This window comes from Pseudomonas fjordensis (genome assembly GCF_976987115.1).
The window spans coordinates 3,891,451-3,908,167 of sequence record NZ_OZ336860.1; the positions used below are offsets into that span (position 1 = coordinate 3,891,451).

The window sequence follows — 16,717 nt, forward strand, 5'->3', positions numbered from 1 at the left end:
CCGGCGCTTGGCCGGGTTCAGGGTTTCGTGTGCGTTTCGCGTTACTTGTGCACTATGGGAAAAGTACGCGCCAAACCCCGTCATGTCAATATTATTATGCCGCCTCTTGTTCTTTTTCCGAGTGGATCACCTGCCATAGTGGTTGTTGAGCCTGAATATCCACTTCCTTGATCACTTCTTTCAGGGATTCCCACAGGTCGAGCCAGTCACGCGTCCAGTTCTTCGGATCGATGGTGACGCCAAAGAATGTCAGCATCTCAGCGGCAACACGGGCCGGCCCCCACTCCGCCGATCCGGCGACCTCTCCCTTGTACGATTGTAGGGCCAGGGTAACCAGGTACTGCGCCTTAACGCGCTTGGCCGAAGTCAGGTCAGGCAGCGCCGCTTTGGCGGTAATCAGCAGCACCGCGTTCAACAGGTGCTTCATGTTCATCGCTGGATGGTAGAGATAGTGGCCGAACTGCTGAACCTGGAAAGGCAGCGTGTCGATGGCGCGTAACACTTTGCCGATGGTCGCGAGGTGAGCGGCGCGGGCGGTGGACCGTCCAAGAGGCGTCCGGCGCGTCTCGCTGATGCTGATCTTCTGGCGCACCACCTGAATGCGCTCTTCCTTGTCATCCCCCAGCGCAGCGAATACGGCCTCGGCGCGGCGCATGCGCTGCCCTTTCTTGGTCGGTGCCGATTGCGCTTTGTCGATGGCCACGGCACTGATCGACGCATTCGATTCGTGCTGAGCCTCGGTCCACACCTGCCTTGCGTTGATCAGCTTCATGCGGCTTCCCCTTGTTTCAGTTCTTTGGTCATTGCCCGGTACTTGGCCTTGATGGCCTTGATCTCATCTACTGTGTACTTGCAGGCCGGGTGCAGGCCTTCCAGCCAGGCGACCTTCTCCGCGCCGATGCGCTGCACCAGGCGAATGCGGTACTCCACTGCGTTGCCGGAAAGGTTGCGGTTGCACTTCACACACTGCCGGTGGATGTTCAGCGGCTCGAAGCGCAGCTCCGGGCAGGCGCCGACGGAACGGTAATGTCCCGCGTCCCAGCGGCTGCCGGTCATGAGGTCGTTGTCGTTCGGCGTCGAGTCGCAGCTGATGCAAGGCAGGTGCGCGTCACGTAGGCGCACATACTGGTTCACCGCGGCCTGAGCTTCGCGCAGGTGGTCCGCCCTACTCTTCAGCTTCTCCTTGCGGACCTTGATGTCGCGGCGACCAACATCCGCCAGGGCCTTCTTGGCGCTCGCCTGGCCCTTCTCTGACTTGCCGTAGGAGATGGCGCACTCGATCTCGCCGCACACCGCCTGCGAGCCGCGGGCAGGCGTGAACATCACTCGGCACTCAGGGCAGCGTTTGCGGCGTGGCCTACCGGACGTGAGCGGGGTTTTGCGTTGTATTGGGGTGCGCCTCATGCGGCCTCCTTGAATGCTTCGAACTCTGCCATTTCGGTCAGACGCTCTTCCGTGAGCGTCGGCCAGTCATGCAGCACCAGGTACGCGCAGCACTGGCGCCAAAAGTCTTGGAATGTCTCCTCCCCCATCGAGTCGTAGGAAAGGCTGCGGGGTGTCTTGCGGGTGAGCTGGCCCAGGCCAGGGATGTCGAACAACTCCTCATCGCAGTAAACGCCCGACTCCAGCTGCAGGGCCTTGATCGCATCGTGGGACTGCTTTCCGGAGAACCGATCGATGTTCTGGCTCAGCACCCGGCCCAGGCCGTGGACCAATCCATTGAACCTTGGGTTGCGCGGCTGCTTGAGGTCGGCGCGGATTTTCGTGTTGATCCGGAAGTCACGCTCGCGGAGGATCGACCGGTCTGCGTCGGAGGACGGCACGAACGCTGCCACCTCCTTGCCGGTGGCGGGATCTACCAGGCGGCGCAGCACCAGGTACACGGGCATTGGGCGAGGTTTGGCAGGCCTGGTCATGCTGCAATCTCCGCAAGCTCTGGGCAGGAACGCTGCTCCAAAAGATGGGCGCGCGAGATGAATGCGTCGACGATGAAGCCGCCGAGGTCAATCGCCAACGGAATCCCCTCCCCCCTCCCGCGCGCCACGTAGTACTTGCAATCCTCGCGCCCTTGAACCGGGTCAAGGACGACGTAGTTCTCGTCGGTGACCTCGATCAGGATCTGGTGATTGCCACCCTCGATGTTGAGCGACGGTGACGTGCACAGGTACACACCCTCATCGGCCAGCGGCGGGCAGTCCAAGCTGAAGAAAGCCGTGTATTCAACGCCCAGGCGCTCCAGCATCTGCCGCAACGTCAGATCGCCATCGTGATAAGGCTGGTGCATCTCTTCGATGACTTCCTTCGCCGGACGCCCAACGATCATTGCCAGGCAGGTCGACACGCAGCTGTACGGGCACGGTTGCATTTGGTGAGTGATGATCGGGCTCATGGCTGCCCTCCCTTGCCCACAGCGGTGCGGCGGGATTCGTGGAACGCCATAATCCCCTGCATTCCATCATCCACCGCGACAATCTCCCGATCGAAGTAGGCCTGGCTGTCCGTCTCGCCTTCTGGGGGCAGCTCACCCGGACCAGCCAGCGAGTTGTAAATCCACTCCATTGCGGCGGCCGGGCCTTTGCCATGTTCTTCCTCGATGAGGGCTGAGCGCATGGCGAGGATGTATCGACCAAACAGCAGATCCAATTCCTTGATACGCATGCGGGCCAACTCGTTCTCTTCCAGCAGCTCCAGCGCCACTTCCTCAACGGTCTTCTCCCCCAGGAAGTCTTGGAGCGCCTCTGTGTTGCGCTTCCAGTCGGCGCAGTCGGCACGGAAAGATGCAGCCTCGGCCCACAGCAGCTTTTGCAGTTTCTGTTTGTCGATGCTCATGTCCGTTGCTCCGTTGTCTTCTTGCCGAACCTGGCCATCAACTGCGCGCGCGCTCCGGCACCCGTGGCAGGGATGCCCTGTATGTCGAGCAGGCGTGCCTGGCGCCGGCTGGCGAACTCCTCGGCCTGCTCCAGTTCGGTTTTTTGGCTGTCATGACCTATGCCGGTGGCGATTCGGCCGTCGAGTTGTTGCCCTGCCTGAGCGCGGCGAAGGATGATTTCGTAGTTGCGGTCGAAGCGGGCGCGAAGCCCCTTGTCTTCCTGCTTGGCGGTGCGCAGGTCGAACAAGCCTGTGGCGATGGCCGCGACCTTCACGCCTTCGTGGCTGTAGGTCTCCATCAGAGCTTCCATCCATGCCCCAGCGACCGAAGGCATGCCGAAGTCTTCAGGGCCCGGCACGCACATGGCGATGAACTCGCCCACGCTCGGTGCGAACGGTTTCTTGAGCTTGCGGCACTTCTGGATGCCGAACTCGATCTGCTCGAGGGTGCGAATGCCCTCATCAGCGAACTCCTTGATCCATTCGGCCTTGGCTGCGTCGAGCGCTTCAGTGGACGGCCATGCCTGGCGCCATGCAGGAAAAATCCCACGCAGCCGTCGAAACAGATCGTTCACCACTTCGACAGTTTGCGGCGTGATGTCGAGCGGCTGGACATGGCTTTCAGCGGGTAGGTTGCCCATCGTCGCCATGATCAGGTTGACCGGCTTCATGGGCGGACCACGAGGGCGTCAGCCCACGCGTTGCTGTTGAAGTCCGGCTCGCCAAACTGAGGCCTCGGCGGGAACTGGTGGACATTGCTACCGGCCGGCGCCGGATCTGGCACTTCGTCTTCCCAGCGCTTGCCGTTGATCCACGTCGATGGGTGTGGGATGAACCGGCCGTCATCCTTGAGCCAGTCTGTCGTGAGGCACTGCGCGCCCAGGGCCTGAACCAATGAATCGAAAAGCTGGTTGGTCGGCTTGATCTTGTCCCACGCCTTGCGTGCAGCCTCCTTGCCCACCTTGCGTGGATACAGGGCCCAGAACTGCGCGAACAACTCAGCGTGATCGACCTCATCATCGCCATAAGGCTTTTGTTCTTTATCTTCTCTTCTCTTCTCTTCTCTGGTCCGCAATTTGTCCGCATCACTAGCGGACACGTTGCGGACATTCTTTGCCTTTCTGTCGTTGCGCTTTCGCTCGTTATCGTTGGCGCGGCGCTTAGCGCTGGCCCCGTTATGCTCTTCAAAGCGAGGCATTACGAGGCTTCCGTCGTCTTGGATACCCGCCCATTCCACGTCAATCATGGCCTGGGTAAAGCCTGGCCAGCCCACCACCGCATCCATCGCGTCGACGGTGTAGCCCACCAGCACACCATCATCACAATGGGTGTCGAAGATGCTCCAAGCGATGTGCAGTCCGCCAATGATCCGCAACCTGTCCGCTTTCAATGCGGACACCATGCGGAAAACTTTCGGATGCGTCTGAAGGTCGATGCGCATTTTGATCCAATCTCCGGCCATTACTTGGATCCTTTGCCGACAAGGCCGGCCAATTCAAGGAAGCGATCCAAGTACCAGTGAGGCTGCGTCTCGCGGGGGCATTGAGGGCTGGTGAGGTTCTTGCCGTAGGCCATGCCCTTCTCGGTCACGGACCAGAAGTCCACCACTTCCTGCTTGGAGTTTTTGCGCTGCAGGACCTTGAGGAAGCCGTGGGCCTCAAGTGCAAGGTTGAAGGCGCGAGCGGTGCTGGCGATGGCGTGATCTTTGATCAGGGCGGTGATTGCCTTGGTAGGCATCGAAGAGCCGCCAGTGGCATCAGGGGCGGCGTCAACGGCATAGCCTGGGAGGAACTTGGCATCCAGGCCGTTGTTGGCGGCGATCTGCGCAAGCATCATCATTTTGCTGGAGGGTGCAGGCTTCAGTAGGCGATCGAAGCACTCAAGGATTGCCAGCTCGCCAATGACCTTGGAGTTGTTCGTCACCTGGGCGGTGTAAGAACCGGTCTTTCGAATGGTCGGCAGGACCTGGCCCACCACCCACTCTTCAAACTGCTCAGCAGCCGGAAGCTTGGACTTCATCACTAGGCGGTACAGATCGCGTTCAGGGATGATTTGGACTGCACGGACCTGACCTCCCATTTCGGTATGGCAGGTACTTACCGCTTTGCAGTGAACATTGATCGCCTTTGACGTATTCGAGTAGCCGAGGGCTTCAGCGATGTCCTTGGCGATGAACCAGGGCTCGCCGTGGCCGTCGTCAATTACGCGGACAGGGAAGCCGTGGAAGTCGAAAGGAGTCACAGGCTTAATCCGCGCCACGTTATCTGATTGCGAAAAACGTGGCGCGTGATTGATAGGGGTATTGACGAGATTCGTTTGTGTATTCATGATTACCTCGCTGATGTAGCAATGAGCCAGGCCGTGAACCTGGCTTTTTTGTGCCTGCGATTTATGCGCGGGCTTTGTGCAACTCAATTACCGCCCCGATAGCCTCAAGGCTGGCCGACATGTACTTGGCGTGTAGGGCGCGGATCTTTTTGGCTTCGCTTGCGTCGATTTCGCCGTCTTCCAGGGCCGAAGCCACCATCTGGTCAAGAGCTCCACGCTGTGCGGACGCAGCCAGCGAGCGCTGATACAGATCGACGTTGTCCAACTCCCCCGCTTCAGGGATCTTCACGAACACACCGCCGTACATCGCGCAAATGTAGTCCGGCAGATGTTCGGTCTTGGTCTCGCATTCCAGTACGTGGATCTCGACATCGCTGAGCGGCTTGCACCCGGCGGTTTCATAGATCTGGTTCTCCAGGCGCTTGTCCTTGATGCCAAGGCGAGCAGCTGCGCAATCCATCCCGCCAGGGAAAGCGTTGGACACGGCAGCCATTACTTGGCGGCGGGTCTCTAGTACGGGCGTTTTCATGTCCTAGTTTTTCCTTGGGTCGGTTGCGGTCAAGATTGCTTCGTCGCTGGAATGGCCTGGGGGCGCTCATATCTGGTATGAGCAAAATTCGGGACCTTTTAAGGGCGGAAGAAATGCGTTAAGCGGCGATCGGGTAAATATCTGGACGAAGCTCATGGCGTGGAATGCCGGTGGCTTGCTCTACTGGAATAACCCGCTCAGCTGGGATGCGACCTGTTGCGCACCACTTCTGAACGTTTTGAGGCGTACAGCCAAGAACGCGAGCAAGGGCGGACTGGCTTCCTGCTGCTTCAGCTGCACGCACGGCTGCGTTCTGGTTCATAGGCACCTCTAAAATTTGACTTACAACGCAAAGTTACAACCTTTGCCAGAAAACTACAACTGAGAATTGCAATGCTAGCTACAACGACTAGTTGTAAAGTGTCTCTATGAGCACAATCGGAAAAAGAATCGCTGCTGCGCGAGAGGCTGTCGGGCTGAACCAGTCGGAACTCGCTCGTCTATTGGGAGTTAAGCCTCAGTCCGTCCAGGCTTGGGAGGCAGACAAAAATGTTCCCCGCCCGAAGAAACTTGAAGGAATTGCAGCCGCGCTGAAGGTTTCAATCTCCCACTTGATGGGCGAATCGAGCTCATTTAGCACTCCACACTTCACTCCTCTGACGGGCTCCGCAATCAAAGGCGCTGCGGCCAAAAACCTGAGGATCAGCTCGTCCGGCGGAGTGGATAAAATCCTCCGCGATGTAGTATCCCGCGCGCTTCAGAGAGGGGAGCTCGGAGAGAGTGATGTGTCACTTCTTACAGCCATGGCAAAAGTCATGATTGAAAGAAACGCTTCCTCCGGGGAAGACGTGCCAAATCTTCCTGATGAATTGGATGCACTCGCAGAATCCGCGTTTAAAAATGCGGACGCTGGCGGTGATTCGGGAGATATGGTGAAGATGATCGGTCATGGCCTTAAGAAGTCAGTAGCCAAGGAAAGCGGCCCTACACATGCAAAACGCAAAACCGGAACCGATTGACATTCCACTCGCACTTTATCTCCAGGGCGCGGCTGTTGTTGACCCAGACGTGAAGGGTCAGCACCCTCTCTTCTACGGCACCATCAGCGGGCTGAAAGGCTACCGTAGAGACCTCCATGCATACATAAAGGTATTGCCTGCCGAGCGATTGTTCGCCGAAACCATGAGCGCGAGCATCGGGAGATATTTTGGCCTACCTATTCCCTTAACTGCTCTTGCGGTTGCCCGCGGAAAAGACGTTGGGCGAGGACAGGGTAAGTGCATCGTATTGGCTAGCGTGGACACCAATGCGGTGCCTATGAGCCGTGTGATCAATTTCGACAAGGTCTCACATTTACTCAATAAGTGGTCACACCTGCATGCCGCCATTGTCTTCGACGAACTCCTCGCTAACACCGACAGGAATTTGCGCAACCTCCTTATCGGTGGCGATGGAGCAATTTGGCTTATCGACCACGAGGAGGCGCTGTCAGCACCAAGCCTCCAAGCGAGCGAAAATATCCGGAACCATCTTCTGGGAATGGTCATCGGAGAGGTGTCTGAGTTTGAAAGACACCAGGCGTCCAAAAAGCTGAAAGATCGATCTGCGCCAGCATATACTGCTAACTTCAGGAACCATGCTGCGGCGAGTCAGCCGCATTACTGCCAAGTCGACCAGGCCCATGTCGACAAAGTGGTGGACTTCCTCGAGTCACGCGTAAAACATATGAGCGCTCTAATGGATGGGGCTCTCGGCTTCAAACAGAAAACCATGGCGGTCTAAAGGATGCTCCCAGATCTCTCTGAATTTCCCAGCTTTCCTGAATATGAGGCGGATTGGGCCCCTGTTTACCTGGAGCCCATCGTTCAGTCCGGCGAGCGTCTAACTATTGCAGTGGTCGCAGCTTCTGGCGACGAGGTCAACGGCTGCCTCACTATTAGTGAGAAGGCCTTGAAATGCCTATATGGCACCTCGGCGGTCGGAATGCAACGAATGATGGGGCTTGCGTTGTCCCGCGCCCTGGAGTTTGCCGAAGGCGGCTTCGAAGGGCAGTTCTCATGCGGCATTCACGGAGTAGTCATCGGAAAGACCCGCAGGGGGTTGGGCAACAACATGACCCATATCCTCCAGCAAGCATCCAGCCTTACCTCAAGCCTTTCCACCGTTCATGCCTCGGCTCTAATGGAAGAGGACGAAGAGTCTGACGATCCGGTAGCCTACGAGGCAAATCTTGGACAGCTACGATCTGACATACAGGATCGAGTGTTGGGCATTCTCCCCCGCCTGAGGGATCGCTTTAACTTGCCTTTGCATACCCAAGCAATTCAGGGATCGCGTGGCAGCCTGTTCTTTGCTGGCAATCGCATGGCAGCCAGCCTGGCCAAGATAAAACCATCGAAGCAAATAAGTCGCCACGTAGACGGCGCCAAGAGTCGACTGTGGGATCTGCATTTCGTTAAGCATAAGGTCGCCGACGCCCCGCAGAATAAATGCACGCTATTCATCTGGACGCCAAAGGAGCTAGACAGGTTTGATCCCTCGCTCATAGCTGAATACGAGCAAAGTCTTGAGGACCTCCAGCGCCAGAGTCTTGAAGACGGCATTGAGCCACACATTTTTTACGGCGCCGAAGAGGCCGCCGCTGCCATCATTGATTATGAGCGTGCTGCCTAGTCAGGCCTCCCCGTAACGCTCACCCCTCCATCCAAGAGCACCTATAAGCCCCTGATTCCTAAGGGGCTACAATTTTCATTGCCTAGAATTACAATTTATAGTTGCAGATTACAATTTTGGGTTGTAGATTGAATCCATCGAGTCACCCAGCAGGGACTCGCCAGGGCCTCAGGGCCTGACCGCTCTTTAACATCGATAAGCATCACTCACCCTACGCCCCAGCAACAGCTCGGCAATAAGCCTGGGTGAGGTAACGCAACGCAGCAACGCTCCCCTTCTCGACTTGTCGGCAGGCTGGTTTGCTGGAAACACCCACAGATTTACTGATGCCGCTTCTATGAGGCGGCATTGGAAATCAACGGAGGGCAAGACGATGACGAACGAACAAGCATGCCTGCGCGACGAATACATCGTTCAGGCGAAGCGGGAAAAGCACTGGGTGATCTGGTGTAAGCGTATCGGCTGGCATGGTGATGCGGCGATGGCTACAGATAAGCGCAAGCGTCTAATGCAAATGGCGCGGTCAGTTTCTGCATGACGGACCTTTTCGCTGATGCCCATCCAGAGTGGTGGGCATTGGGAAACCAACCATAAAAGCGGAGAGCATCCATGAACGAAGCTCAGATAGAGCAGGTGCAGGAAATTGTGCAAGAAATCGCGACCGACGAAGGCATCAGTTTTGATGAGGCCTTCGCAATCGCGATGGGCAACCTAAAGCAATGGGTGGACCGGATGCCCAAGGGCAGGAATGCAGCAGGCTGCTCGGGCGGCTCTAGGCGCTAAGCAGGATACAAAAACGCAGACCACTCTTGGTCTTTGATCTGGCAGGCAAATATAGCTGGATCCTTGTGGGGCGAGACAGGGGCCGCAGTTGCTCTTACTCGATCCCTGAGCGACGTGACATCAAGACCGCTGGGGCCAAAGTACGTGCCAGTTGGCATTTCGTGGATAACTCCACCGGTGAATGTCACCGTCCTCTTCAGGCCTAAAGCTTCCATTCTTTCGTGAAGATCTTCATACCCATTTGCGCTCGCCCCGAACAGCTCAACACGCACCAAGTACTGCGCCATAACGATATTCCTTATCTCGACTGTGGAAGCTGAAGCATATGGTTTTCCCTCGACTGTGGAAAGCGAGGAAACAGGGTGCCTGCCCCTGCAAAAACAGGCACACCACTTCCCCGCCTCTACCCGTCAGCACTCCTCCCCCGCGCCCATCGGCAACCAACGGGAGGCATGAGTGTTGACGAATACAGGTGAAAAACCCGCCACTTTGGAGGCGACCATGTCAGCACTACGCAAACCTCAGTTTCAGCACGACGAACAAATGCAGCCTCCGGTGAGCGAAACCTCTCAGCAATTGGCTCGCAGCGAATGGCTGTACAACGCAGCCGAAGAGCTGGCCAGAGGTGGCAGCGTGGTGTTCAAGCGCCACCTGCACCCGCAGCAAGGCGTTACGGCCTACCAGTTTGCACTGGCTGTCGATGAGTACGCCAACAACCTACTTGCCGACTGCGGCGTCGACGCTCCAGCCCTGGGCTACTTACTGATCGCAGGGATGGCGGGTTCGAGGGTGAAATCGGAAGCACTGGAGCTGCTTGGCCGGAGTGACCACCAACTTGGGAAGCTCGGCGAGATTGCCGAACGCCTACTTCAGCCTTTGGTTGATGACGCTCTTATCGCCCAGGCCGAGGACAACGAACTGTGAGCCCCTACGTTGAGATCGATAAAGCGCTGTTTGCGCTTGAAACCCCGGATAAGCCCGCCATCGACGAGATCTTGGCTGAGGCTTTGATCGTGCGCCACTACACCTCAGGCGCCATCAACGCAGAAGAATTTCATTGGTATAGCGCACGCCTCCTGGATGTCAGCCGGCGGCGTAAGGAGGTTCAATGAGTACTGCACCGGTTAAATCGCTTATCGACGAGCAGCTCGAAGACATCAGCGCTCACAACCTGCGCGAGGCCTACAGCCTTGCCGAACGGCGCGGCTTCTTCGGCGCACCGGTTGAGCAATACGCAGAACCTGGCTATGGCGGTCGAGTGCTCCAGGTCCTGCGATACAGGGTTCAGCAGCAGGATCAGCAATCGAACTGATCAGCCTTTGCCTTTGTTCTTGTTCTTCGCACTGCCCTGCCGCGCTTTGAATTTCGGATTGGATTTACAGATCACGTAGATCCGGCCACGGCGCATAACGATCTGGCAGTCGCGGTGACGGTTTTTCGCTTCTTTGAGTGAGGACAGCACTTTCATAGGTGAGGCTCCTTGCGTTGAGTTGAAATGTTATTACGTATCTTAAATACGAATAAGAACGTTTATCAACTCTTATTTCCCCTTCCCCTTTTATCGCTGCGAGCATCGCGGCAAGGATTCCCCATGTCCGCAGTAATGAAGCAGGACGACAACACACCTCCAATGTCGGAGGCCGCGCTCGTTGAAGTGCTGAGCAGCAGCCTCTACCCCGGCGCTGAAAAGAACTCGGTTGTGATGGTCCTGGCCTACTGCCAGGCCGCACTCCTGGACCCGATGTTGAAGCCGGTGCACATCGTTCCGATCTGGAACTCCAAGACGAAAAAGATGCAGGACACGGTGATGCCCGGCATCGGCCTTTACCGCATCCAGGCGGCACGCACCGGCCAGTACGCCGGAATCAGCGAGCCGGAATACGGCCCGCCAGTAACTGCGAAGCTGAGCGGTGTAGAGGTCACTTATCCCGAATGGTGCCGCGTGACCGTCAAGCGGCAGATGAGCAACGGCTTGGTTGCCGAATACACGGCCAATGAGCGCTGGCTTGAAAACTACGCAACATCAAGCAAGGACACCGCGGCGCCCAACGCCATGTGGAAGCGTCGAGCATTTGCCCAGCTCGCCAAATGCGCCGAGGCCCAGGCTCTGCGCAAAGCATTCCCCGAAGTCGGATCTGCGCCAACGGCTGACGAGATGGAAGGAAAGACATTCGAGGACGCCGCCAAAGACGTTTCGCCGGCGCGGCAGCCCCCACCGGAACCGGACGCCAAGCCTGCCTATCCCGACGAGCTGCTGGCTGAAAACATCGAGAAGTGGCAGCCACTGATCGACGCCGGTCGCACTAGTCCAGAACACATTATTTCCAACGTCATCAGCAAGTACTCGTTGCGCGATGACCAGATCGAAACCATCACCAACCTCAAAGCCCTCGATGGAGACGCAGCATGAAAATTCACAACGTAGCTCAAGGCTCTGCCGAGTGGCTTGCCCTCCGCGCCAAGTTCCGCACCGCCTCCGAAGCTCCGGCAATGATGGGCGCCTCTAAGTATCAATCCCGCACCGACCTGCTGATCGCCAAGAAGACGGGCATCACGCCGGACGTCACACCTTCTCAGCAGCTTGTCTTCGACAAGGGACACGCAACCGAAGCCCTGGCGCGCCCACTGACCGAGGCATTGATCGGCGAAGAGCTTTATCCGATCGTCGCTACCGAGGGCAATCTGCTCGCCTCCATGGACGGCGCCACAATGCTCGGCGAGACGCTGTTCGAGCACAAGCTTTGGAATGAGTCGGTCGTGGCTCAGGTGAGGGCCGGCGACCTGGCCCCGCACTACTACTGGCAGCTTGAGCAGCAACTGCTGGTGAGCGGCGCCGAGCGAGTGATCTTTGTTTGCTCGGATGGCACGTCGGAAAACTTCGTGCACATGGAGTACCGGCCCGTCGCCGGGCGCGCGGCCCAGTTGATCGAAGGCTGGAAACAGTTCGAGGCAGACCTGGCCAACTTCGAGATGGCCGACGCGCCTTCAATCGTCGTCGGCAAGGCACCTGACGAGCTGCCAGCCCTGCACATCGAGCTGACCGGCATGGTTACCGCCAGCAACCTGAAGGTGTTCGAAGACTCGGCGCTGGCTGTCATCGACTCGGTGAAAACTACGCTCTCTACGGACCAGGACTTCGCCGACGCAAAGAAGGCGGTCAAATGGTGTGGCGATGTCGAGGAAGCTGTCGCTGTCGCCAAGAAGCAAGCCCTGTCGCAGACCCAAAGTATCGACGAGCTGTTTTCGTCGCTGGATCGCATCGGTGCGCATGCCCGCGAGACCCGCCTGAAGGTCGACAAGTTGGTGAAGGCTCAAGAGCTTCTGGTGAAGACCAACATCAAGCAAAAAGCCGAACTGGCGCTGGCGGATCACATCGCCGCAATCAACAAGACGCTGGGCAAAGTCACACTGCCTCATGTCGTTTCTGATTTCGCCGGCGCCATGAAGAACAAGCGCACCATCGCCAGCCTCCAGGACGCAGTAGATACCGAGCTGGCCCGGGCGAAGATCGATGCAAGTCAGGCAGCGGACAGTATTCGCTTGAACCTGACCAGCCTGGCGGAGCTCGCCGTTGATCACGCTTTCCTGTTCAGCGACGTGCAGCAGCTGGTCACCAAAGCCAACGATGACCTGGTGACGCTGATCAAATTCCGAATCTCCGAACACCAGAAGGCGGAGAAGGAAAAGGCCGACGCGAAGCGCATTGCTGAAGAGCAGGAAGCCCAGCACCTGGCGACCATCAAGCCAGAGCCGGTCATGGAGAAGGTGGCAACACCAGAGCCTGTCCGCACTGCTCCGGTCCAGGCAGCGGTCCCCGTAGCCCAAGCTGCTAAGCCAGTAACGAGCCACGCGGTCGAGCAGGTAGCGCTGCAGGCCAACGTGACGGACTTCGAGGCACTGATCAAAGCGGTGGCATATGGTCAGGCACCGATCACGCTGCTTTTGGTGAACTGGGAAGCGCTCGACGCAATGGTCGCAGTCCAGGGTTCAGCCTTCAGCATGGCCGGAGTGACACTCAGCAAGGCGGCAGCATGAGATGGGACGCCCACAAGGCTGCTGATCCAGAGGTAGCCGCCGCCCTGCCCCGTTACGTCGACGCGGGCATTCTTGCCGCGTCTAAGGCCCTCGGCAGGTCCACTCGCGCACTTAACCGGATCGCCGCAGAGCATGGTGTCGAGTTCTCAACCTGCACAGCCAAGACGATGGAAGCGCGACGGCGGGCCAGGGCCTCGTTGGTCACTCAGGTCAAAGCGCTAGCCGAATCACGCACCCACCAGGCAGAGATCTGTTCTGCCTTAGGTATCACCCGTGCCGCACTGCGCGAGATCGCCGAGATCAATCACATCAATATCGACAATCGCTCAAGAGGTGCCCGGAATGCATCCGACACTTGAAGTACACAATCAGGAACAAGCGAACCTGGAGGCGGCGAAAGCTGCCTTCTTCGCATCTGGCGGAACAGCTCAATTCATCCGGCCAGGTGTAGGCAAAGACAGCCCGAGGATTTCGCACGAACCGATGCGGCCTTACGGCTACGCGCGAATTGCCCCGAAAACGAAGCGCGGCCGAGTTATCACGGCGGACGACGAAGTGGTGATCTGCGCCCAGCTTTTGGAATGCAAGAAATCAGGCATGACCCGGTACAAGGCCAGCAAGCACGTCGGCATCAGCGAGACGCTTTGTCGGCGCCTGATTGCTGATCACTCGCTCGACTTCCCAAAGGCTGGCTGATGCGTCGCGTATCTAGACCACAGCAACGCAAACGTCAAACCTGGCTCGCCCTGCCGGCCAGCGGAATAGAAGAGGTAGGCCATGGCTGCCGAACAGAAGGAACGTACAGCCAAACTTGCCGAGAAACGGCAGGAACTGGGCGAGCACGAATTGCGGCACACAGTCCCGTACGGTACCCGGCAGATGCTCGGCGAGTTGATGCGCCGGCATGAGATAGAGGAAGTCAGCGAGGCGGTGCAGCTGCTAGTGCTGAATGGTCAGGCCGAGGATCTGCCGCCGGCGCCGCCGAAAGTCAAAGGGCCGTCCGACATCATCCGCCACTACTTCCGCGAAAGGATGCGCGAACGACTGGCGGCGCTCACCGCCGACCTGGGCGAGACAAAGGATCGAGCCACTATCTGGCGACTGATCGCGCACGCCCACTCGCTGGGAGCCGAGAAGTCCGCTTACCTGCTCGTAATTCCGCGCCACGTTATGACTGTATCTGAAAACGTGGCGCGTAAATTACGGCAAGCAGGCTTCGCCGAATCGCTCCAAATGAACGCCGAAGACGACGGCGAGAACGACTGACAACCCACCCTACTCGCTGCGTCCGGTCACGAATATGGCGCCTTACCGAGATAAACAATACTAATTTGGAACAGCGTAAAGACACCTCGACAGAGCACCTCATCAATCACCCTTCATAGTGTTTGATATTACATGCTCTATACCCGCGCGATGAACACCCATGCTAGCTAATCGCTCAGCACAACCCTCTTCACTTACGCCCTCGGCTCGCCACTTCAAAACCTTAGACACCAGCTCACTAAATACGAATATTGGCGTCCTCGACATATCTCTTTTAGCACCAGCGTCCTCACCTCGAACTTCTAATTCCCGGATACGATTAGAAAGCACTCTAGTATTATTTAGAATCTCTGAAAGAATACTCTTATCAGTTCTAGGAGGGATATTTGCTTTAGCAGGAAAAGTTTCCAATATATCTTTAAATTTTGCATCAAATTGCGGCCAATAGGTATCAAACACCTGCCTTAAGACTTTATCACTAAGCCGCTGTACGTCTAAACAGCTATTTAGAGAGCTAATTAAACCCCACATGCTGTCTGAATCAGCAGTCGTGTGGTTAAACTGAGCGAGTGGATCTTCAATATCTTTGGGCTCTAGATCGATCAAAAAAGTGCAAACCCGATTGGTATTAAGCCCCTTTGCCAAGGCACCAGTTTCAAAAAGTATCCAAGGCTTATCTTTATTCTCCTGGGTGAGGCAGACGATACCAGCAGCCGTATCCTTCAATTGGTCAGATATTTCTGAAAACCAGATAGAGCCCTTATCAATCCCTCGGGTAGATATCCAGGGATTTGACGCCTGAAGAACACACTTAATCCATTCATTCATTAATTCGGCGACTGCTTGACTGCGAGTGCCTGACCAACTGATGAAAACCTTCATGACCTGTCCCTAGACGTCTAATAATTACGAGACGCTAATGTCTCATAGCCAGCATTAATAAATCCACCACCCCCGTTGCATCCGATCACGGATGGAAGCATGTGCATTGAGGAACACCATGAGAAAAAGCCATAAGTCAATCAAGCGTCACGCAACGTGCTGGCCTACTCCGTAGAGACCAACGACCCTGAAGAATCCAACATTCAATTTGCCACCTCGAACGCGGCGGCCAGGCGCCAGAGTGCGGATGAGATTGGCACGGACTTCAGCGCAGTGTCATGCCGGCGAGCGCATTGGGCCGACCAATATGCGGGCCAGCGCTTTATCCCGGCAAAAGCCTACATCGACGCAGGCTGGTGGTTCGGCTGCAACCATTGCGGCGCCAAGTGCGATAGTGATGCCAGCTACTGGGATGAAGAGACCGAAACCGATATTGCAATGGATCTGGTGTTCGATGGTCGCGTGGTCTACTGCTCTGCAGATTGCAAGTCCTTGCACGAAGCCGAGGTCGCGGCACGCAATGCAAGATTCGAAGAATTCAAGGTTCGGGTAGCAGCAGAGCGCCACGGTGTCACCTTTACCGATTTCACTGGTGGATACCCATGGTGCGGCAACAAAGGGCTGATCACTTTCCTTGGAGCCCAATACGGCGGCTCAGTGACCGACTCGGAAGAAAGCACTAAGCTGAAATGGTATGTGGCCCAAGGCGATAAAGCAGCCTGGTAACGCTTCATTGCTGGGCATGAAGCAGTCTGATCCAGCGTCATAAATTGCAGTGGCCCAGAAAGCCTAAGCTAGCGATCTTCCGTCCAGACGGACTCAAAAGGAGAAAATGTCTCCTGGGTTCTGCGCCATTGGCAGGAACATGTCTCGCAGGTGTAGAACGAAATATCCTTGCCGATCATGCTTCGCTCTCCCGTTTTATGAAAGCCGTTGGCATTGGACCCGTCGTCAATCTTTTGCATTACCTCTTCACAGCACTCTTTGATAAACATCACCTTCCTCCTTGATCCGGCTCCATGCCGTTCACCCGTAATACCCCAGCCAACACCAAATTGCCATTGCCCTGAAGCATGATGCCTACCTGAACAATCACGATACTCAGATTGGGGTTTCGCTTACGACCACCCATCTCATTTTGTATGGATAGTGGTCGTCTCCGTAGCTGCACTGCAAGGAAAGATCCTCCGTGGGTTGAAGAGTGAAGGGCTTTATCGCTTCCGTTGGCTTTCCCCCGCCCCATGGATTGAAGATCTCTTTAACAACGACCTTATATGCCCGTTTGGCATCGCTGTTTACCAGATGTGCGATTTGGCCGGCTGAGGCGAACCCGCAGCGCTCATTGTATTTGAC

At 56.8% G+C, this 16,717-nt stretch carries 27 protein-coding genes; 14 read left to right on the plus strand and 13 right to left on the minus strand.

Annotated elements, in window-relative coordinates; all coding sequences use genetic code 11:
* Positions 1–94: 94 nt before the first annotated feature.
* The 10 genes from ACWHXD_RS17410 to ACWHXD_RS17455 form a co-directional block, all read right to left on the minus strand.
* On the minus strand, positions 95–772 hold the full coding sequence (locus ACWHXD_RS17410; RefSeq protein WP_499084335.1) for a bacteriophage antitermination protein Q: 678 nt from the start codon (positions 770–772) through the stop codon (positions 95–97).
* Positions 769–1,404, minus strand: coding sequence for a recombination protein NinG (locus ACWHXD_RS17415; RefSeq protein WP_499084337.1), 636 nt, complete (start codon positions 1,402–1,404; stop codon positions 769–771). Before ACWHXD_RS17415 ends, ACWHXD_RS17410 begins: the two co-directional genes overlap by 4 nt.
* The gene (locus ACWHXD_RS17420; RefSeq protein WP_499084339.1) at positions 1,401–1,916 is read right to left on the minus strand and encodes a hypothetical protein; all 516 of its coding nucleotides are present in this window, start codon (positions 1,914–1,916) and stop codon (positions 1,401–1,403) included. The genes ACWHXD_RS17415 and ACWHXD_RS17420 overlap by 4 nt, the downstream gene beginning before the upstream one ends.
* Positions 1,913–2,389 carry a hypothetical protein gene (locus tag ACWHXD_RS17425; protein ID WP_499084341.1) on the minus strand — a complete coding sequence of 159 codons (477 nt, stop codon included), beginning with the start codon at positions 2,387–2,389 and terminating at the stop codon, positions 1,913–1,915. The genes ACWHXD_RS17420 and ACWHXD_RS17425 overlap by 4 nt, the downstream gene beginning before the upstream one ends.
* Entirely contained in the window at positions 2,386–2,829 is a 444-nt protein-coding gene (locus ACWHXD_RS17430) for a hypothetical protein (protein WP_499084344.1), read from the minus strand. Before ACWHXD_RS17430 ends, ACWHXD_RS17425 begins: the two co-directional genes overlap by 4 nt.
* Positions 2,826–3,539 (minus strand): replication protein P, encoded by a 714-nt coding sequence (locus tag ACWHXD_RS17435; RefSeq protein ID WP_499084346.1) that lies wholly within the window; start codon positions 3,537–3,539, stop codon positions 2,826–2,828. The genes ACWHXD_RS17430 and ACWHXD_RS17435 overlap by 4 nt, the downstream gene beginning before the upstream one ends.
* On the minus strand, positions 3,536–4,330 hold the full coding sequence (locus ACWHXD_RS17440; protein WP_499084347.1) for an LvrA C-terminal domain-related protein: 795 nt from the start codon (positions 4,328–4,330) through the stop codon (positions 3,536–3,538). The genes ACWHXD_RS17435 and ACWHXD_RS17440 overlap by 4 nt, the downstream gene beginning before the upstream one ends.
* On the minus strand, positions 4,330–5,196 hold the full coding sequence (locus ACWHXD_RS17445; protein WP_499084349.1) for a BRO-N domain-containing protein: 867 nt from the start codon (positions 5,194–5,196) through the stop codon (positions 4,330–4,332). The genes ACWHXD_RS17440 and ACWHXD_RS17445 overlap by 1 nt, the downstream gene beginning before the upstream one ends.
* Positions 5,197–5,257: 61 nt before the next feature.
* The gene (locus ACWHXD_RS17450; RefSeq protein ID WP_032877428.1) at positions 5,258–5,725 is read right to left on the minus strand and encodes a YmfL family putative regulatory protein; all 468 of its coding nucleotides are present in this window, start codon (positions 5,723–5,725) and stop codon (positions 5,258–5,260) included.
* A 118-nt stretch (positions 5,726–5,843) separates the two neighbouring features.
* Positions 5,844–6,047 carry a transcriptional regulator gene (locus tag ACWHXD_RS17455; protein WP_082152922.1) on the minus strand — a complete coding sequence of 68 codons (204 nt, stop codon included), beginning with the start codon at positions 6,045–6,047 and terminating at the stop codon, positions 5,844–5,846.
* Between the two features lie 106 nt (positions 6,048–6,153).
* Between ACWHXD_RS17455 and ACWHXD_RS17460 the strand changes: the two genes are divergently transcribed.
* The 8 genes from ACWHXD_RS17460 (at position 6,154) to ACWHXD_RS17495 (ending at position 10,493) form a co-directional block, all read left to right on the plus strand.
* The gene (locus ACWHXD_RS17460) at positions 6,154–6,744 is read left to right on the plus strand and encodes a helix-turn-helix domain-containing protein (RefSeq protein ID WP_499084351.1); all 591 of its coding nucleotides are present in this window, start codon (positions 6,154–6,156) and stop codon (positions 6,742–6,744) included.
* Complete coding sequence (locus ACWHXD_RS17465) at positions 6,716–7,507, plus strand: HipA family kinase (protein WP_498348605.1); 792 nt, start codon at positions 6,716–6,718, stop codon at positions 7,505–7,507. The genes ACWHXD_RS17460 and ACWHXD_RS17465 overlap by 29 nt, the downstream gene beginning before the upstream one ends.
* 3 nt (positions 7,508–7,510) lie before the next feature.
* Positions 7,511–8,398, plus strand: a complete 888-nt coding sequence (locus ACWHXD_RS17470; protein WP_499084353.1) for a hypothetical protein — start codon at positions 7,511–7,513, stop codon at positions 8,396–8,398.
* A gap of 373 nt (positions 8,399–8,771) precedes the next feature.
* Positions 8,772–8,936 (plus strand): hypothetical protein, encoded by a 165-nt coding sequence (locus tag ACWHXD_RS17475; protein WP_499084354.1) that lies wholly within the window; start codon positions 8,772–8,774, stop codon positions 8,934–8,936.
* A 71-nt stretch (positions 8,937–9,007) separates the two neighbouring features.
* The gene (locus tag ACWHXD_RS17480; protein WP_499084355.1) at positions 9,008–9,181 is read left to right on the plus strand and encodes a hypothetical protein; all 174 of its coding nucleotides are present in this window, start codon (positions 9,008–9,010) and stop codon (positions 9,179–9,181) included.
* Between the two features lie 501 nt (positions 9,182–9,682).
* Positions 9,683–10,105 (plus strand): hypothetical protein, encoded by a 423-nt coding sequence (locus ACWHXD_RS17485; RefSeq protein ID WP_499084356.1) that lies wholly within the window; start codon positions 9,683–9,685, stop codon positions 10,103–10,105.
* A complete protein-coding gene (locus tag ACWHXD_RS17490) occupies positions 10,102–10,293 on the plus strand; it encodes a hypothetical protein (protein ID WP_499084357.1) in 192 nt (63 codons plus the stop codon). The genes ACWHXD_RS17485 and ACWHXD_RS17490 overlap by 4 nt, the downstream gene beginning before the upstream one ends.
* Positions 10,290–10,493 carry a hypothetical protein gene (locus ACWHXD_RS17495; protein ID WP_125970292.1) on the plus strand — a complete coding sequence of 68 codons (204 nt, stop codon included), beginning with the start codon at positions 10,290–10,292 and terminating at the stop codon, positions 10,491–10,493. Before ACWHXD_RS17490 ends, ACWHXD_RS17495 begins: the two co-directional genes overlap by 4 nt.
* On the opposite strand, the gene ykgO is transcribed toward ACWHXD_RS17495, so the two are convergent.
* Positions 10,494–10,649, minus strand: a complete 156-nt coding sequence (gene ykgO, locus ACWHXD_RS17500; RefSeq protein WP_019816741.1) for a type B 50S ribosomal protein L36 — start codon at positions 10,647–10,649, stop codon at positions 10,494–10,496.
* 135 nt (positions 10,650–10,784) lie between these two features.
* Here ykgO and bet point away from each other — a divergent pair, with 135 nt between their 5' ends.
* The 5 genes from bet (at position 10,785) to ACWHXD_RS17525 (ending at position 14,482) form a co-directional block, all read left to right on the plus strand.
* Complete coding sequence (gene bet / locus ACWHXD_RS17505; RefSeq protein WP_275623615.1) at positions 10,785–11,591, plus strand: phage recombination protein Bet; 807 nt, start codon at positions 10,785–10,787, stop codon at positions 11,589–11,591.
* Positions 11,588–13,216, plus strand: coding sequence for a YqaJ viral recombinase family protein (locus ACWHXD_RS17510; protein ID WP_499084359.1), 1,629 nt, complete (start codon positions 11,588–11,590; stop codon positions 13,214–13,216). Before bet ends, ACWHXD_RS17510 begins: the two co-directional genes overlap by 4 nt.
* Positions 13,213–13,575 (plus strand): hypothetical protein, encoded by a 363-nt coding sequence (locus tag ACWHXD_RS17515; RefSeq protein ID WP_186931866.1) that lies wholly within the window; start codon positions 13,213–13,215, stop codon positions 13,573–13,575. Before ACWHXD_RS17510 ends, ACWHXD_RS17515 begins: the two co-directional genes overlap by 4 nt.
* The gene (locus ACWHXD_RS17520) at positions 13,559–13,912 is read left to right on the plus strand and encodes a hypothetical protein (RefSeq protein WP_186931865.1); all 354 of its coding nucleotides are present in this window, start codon (positions 13,559–13,561) and stop codon (positions 13,910–13,912) included. Before ACWHXD_RS17515 ends, ACWHXD_RS17520 begins: the two co-directional genes overlap by 17 nt.
* Positions 13,913–13,993: 81 nt before the next feature.
* The gene (locus ACWHXD_RS17525; RefSeq protein WP_186931864.1) at positions 13,994–14,482 is read left to right on the plus strand and encodes a hypothetical protein; all 489 of its coding nucleotides are present in this window, start codon (positions 13,994–13,996) and stop codon (positions 14,480–14,482) included.
* Positions 14,483–14,584: 102 nt separating this feature from the next.
* On the opposite strand, the gene ACWHXD_RS17530 is transcribed toward ACWHXD_RS17525, so the two are convergent.
* A complete protein-coding gene (locus ACWHXD_RS17530) occupies positions 14,585–15,364 on the minus strand; it encodes a toll/interleukin-1 receptor domain-containing protein (RefSeq protein ID WP_186931863.1) in 780 nt (259 codons plus the stop codon).
* Positions 15,365–15,520: 156 nt separating this feature from the next.
* On the opposite strand from ACWHXD_RS17530, the gene ACWHXD_RS17535 reads away from it, so the two are divergent.
* Complete coding sequence (locus ACWHXD_RS17535) at positions 15,521–16,090, plus strand: hypothetical protein (RefSeq protein WP_186931862.1); 570 nt, start codon at positions 15,521–15,523, stop codon at positions 16,088–16,090.
* A gap of 68 nt (positions 16,091–16,158) precedes the next feature.
* Here the strand turns inward: ACWHXD_RS17535 and ACWHXD_RS17540 are convergent, their stop codons facing one another.
* Positions 16,159–16,359 carry a hypothetical protein gene (locus ACWHXD_RS17540; RefSeq protein ID WP_186931861.1) on the minus strand — a complete coding sequence of 67 codons (201 nt, stop codon included), beginning with the start codon at positions 16,357–16,359 and terminating at the stop codon, positions 16,159–16,161.
* Positions 16,360–16,717: the final 358 nt, after the last annotated feature.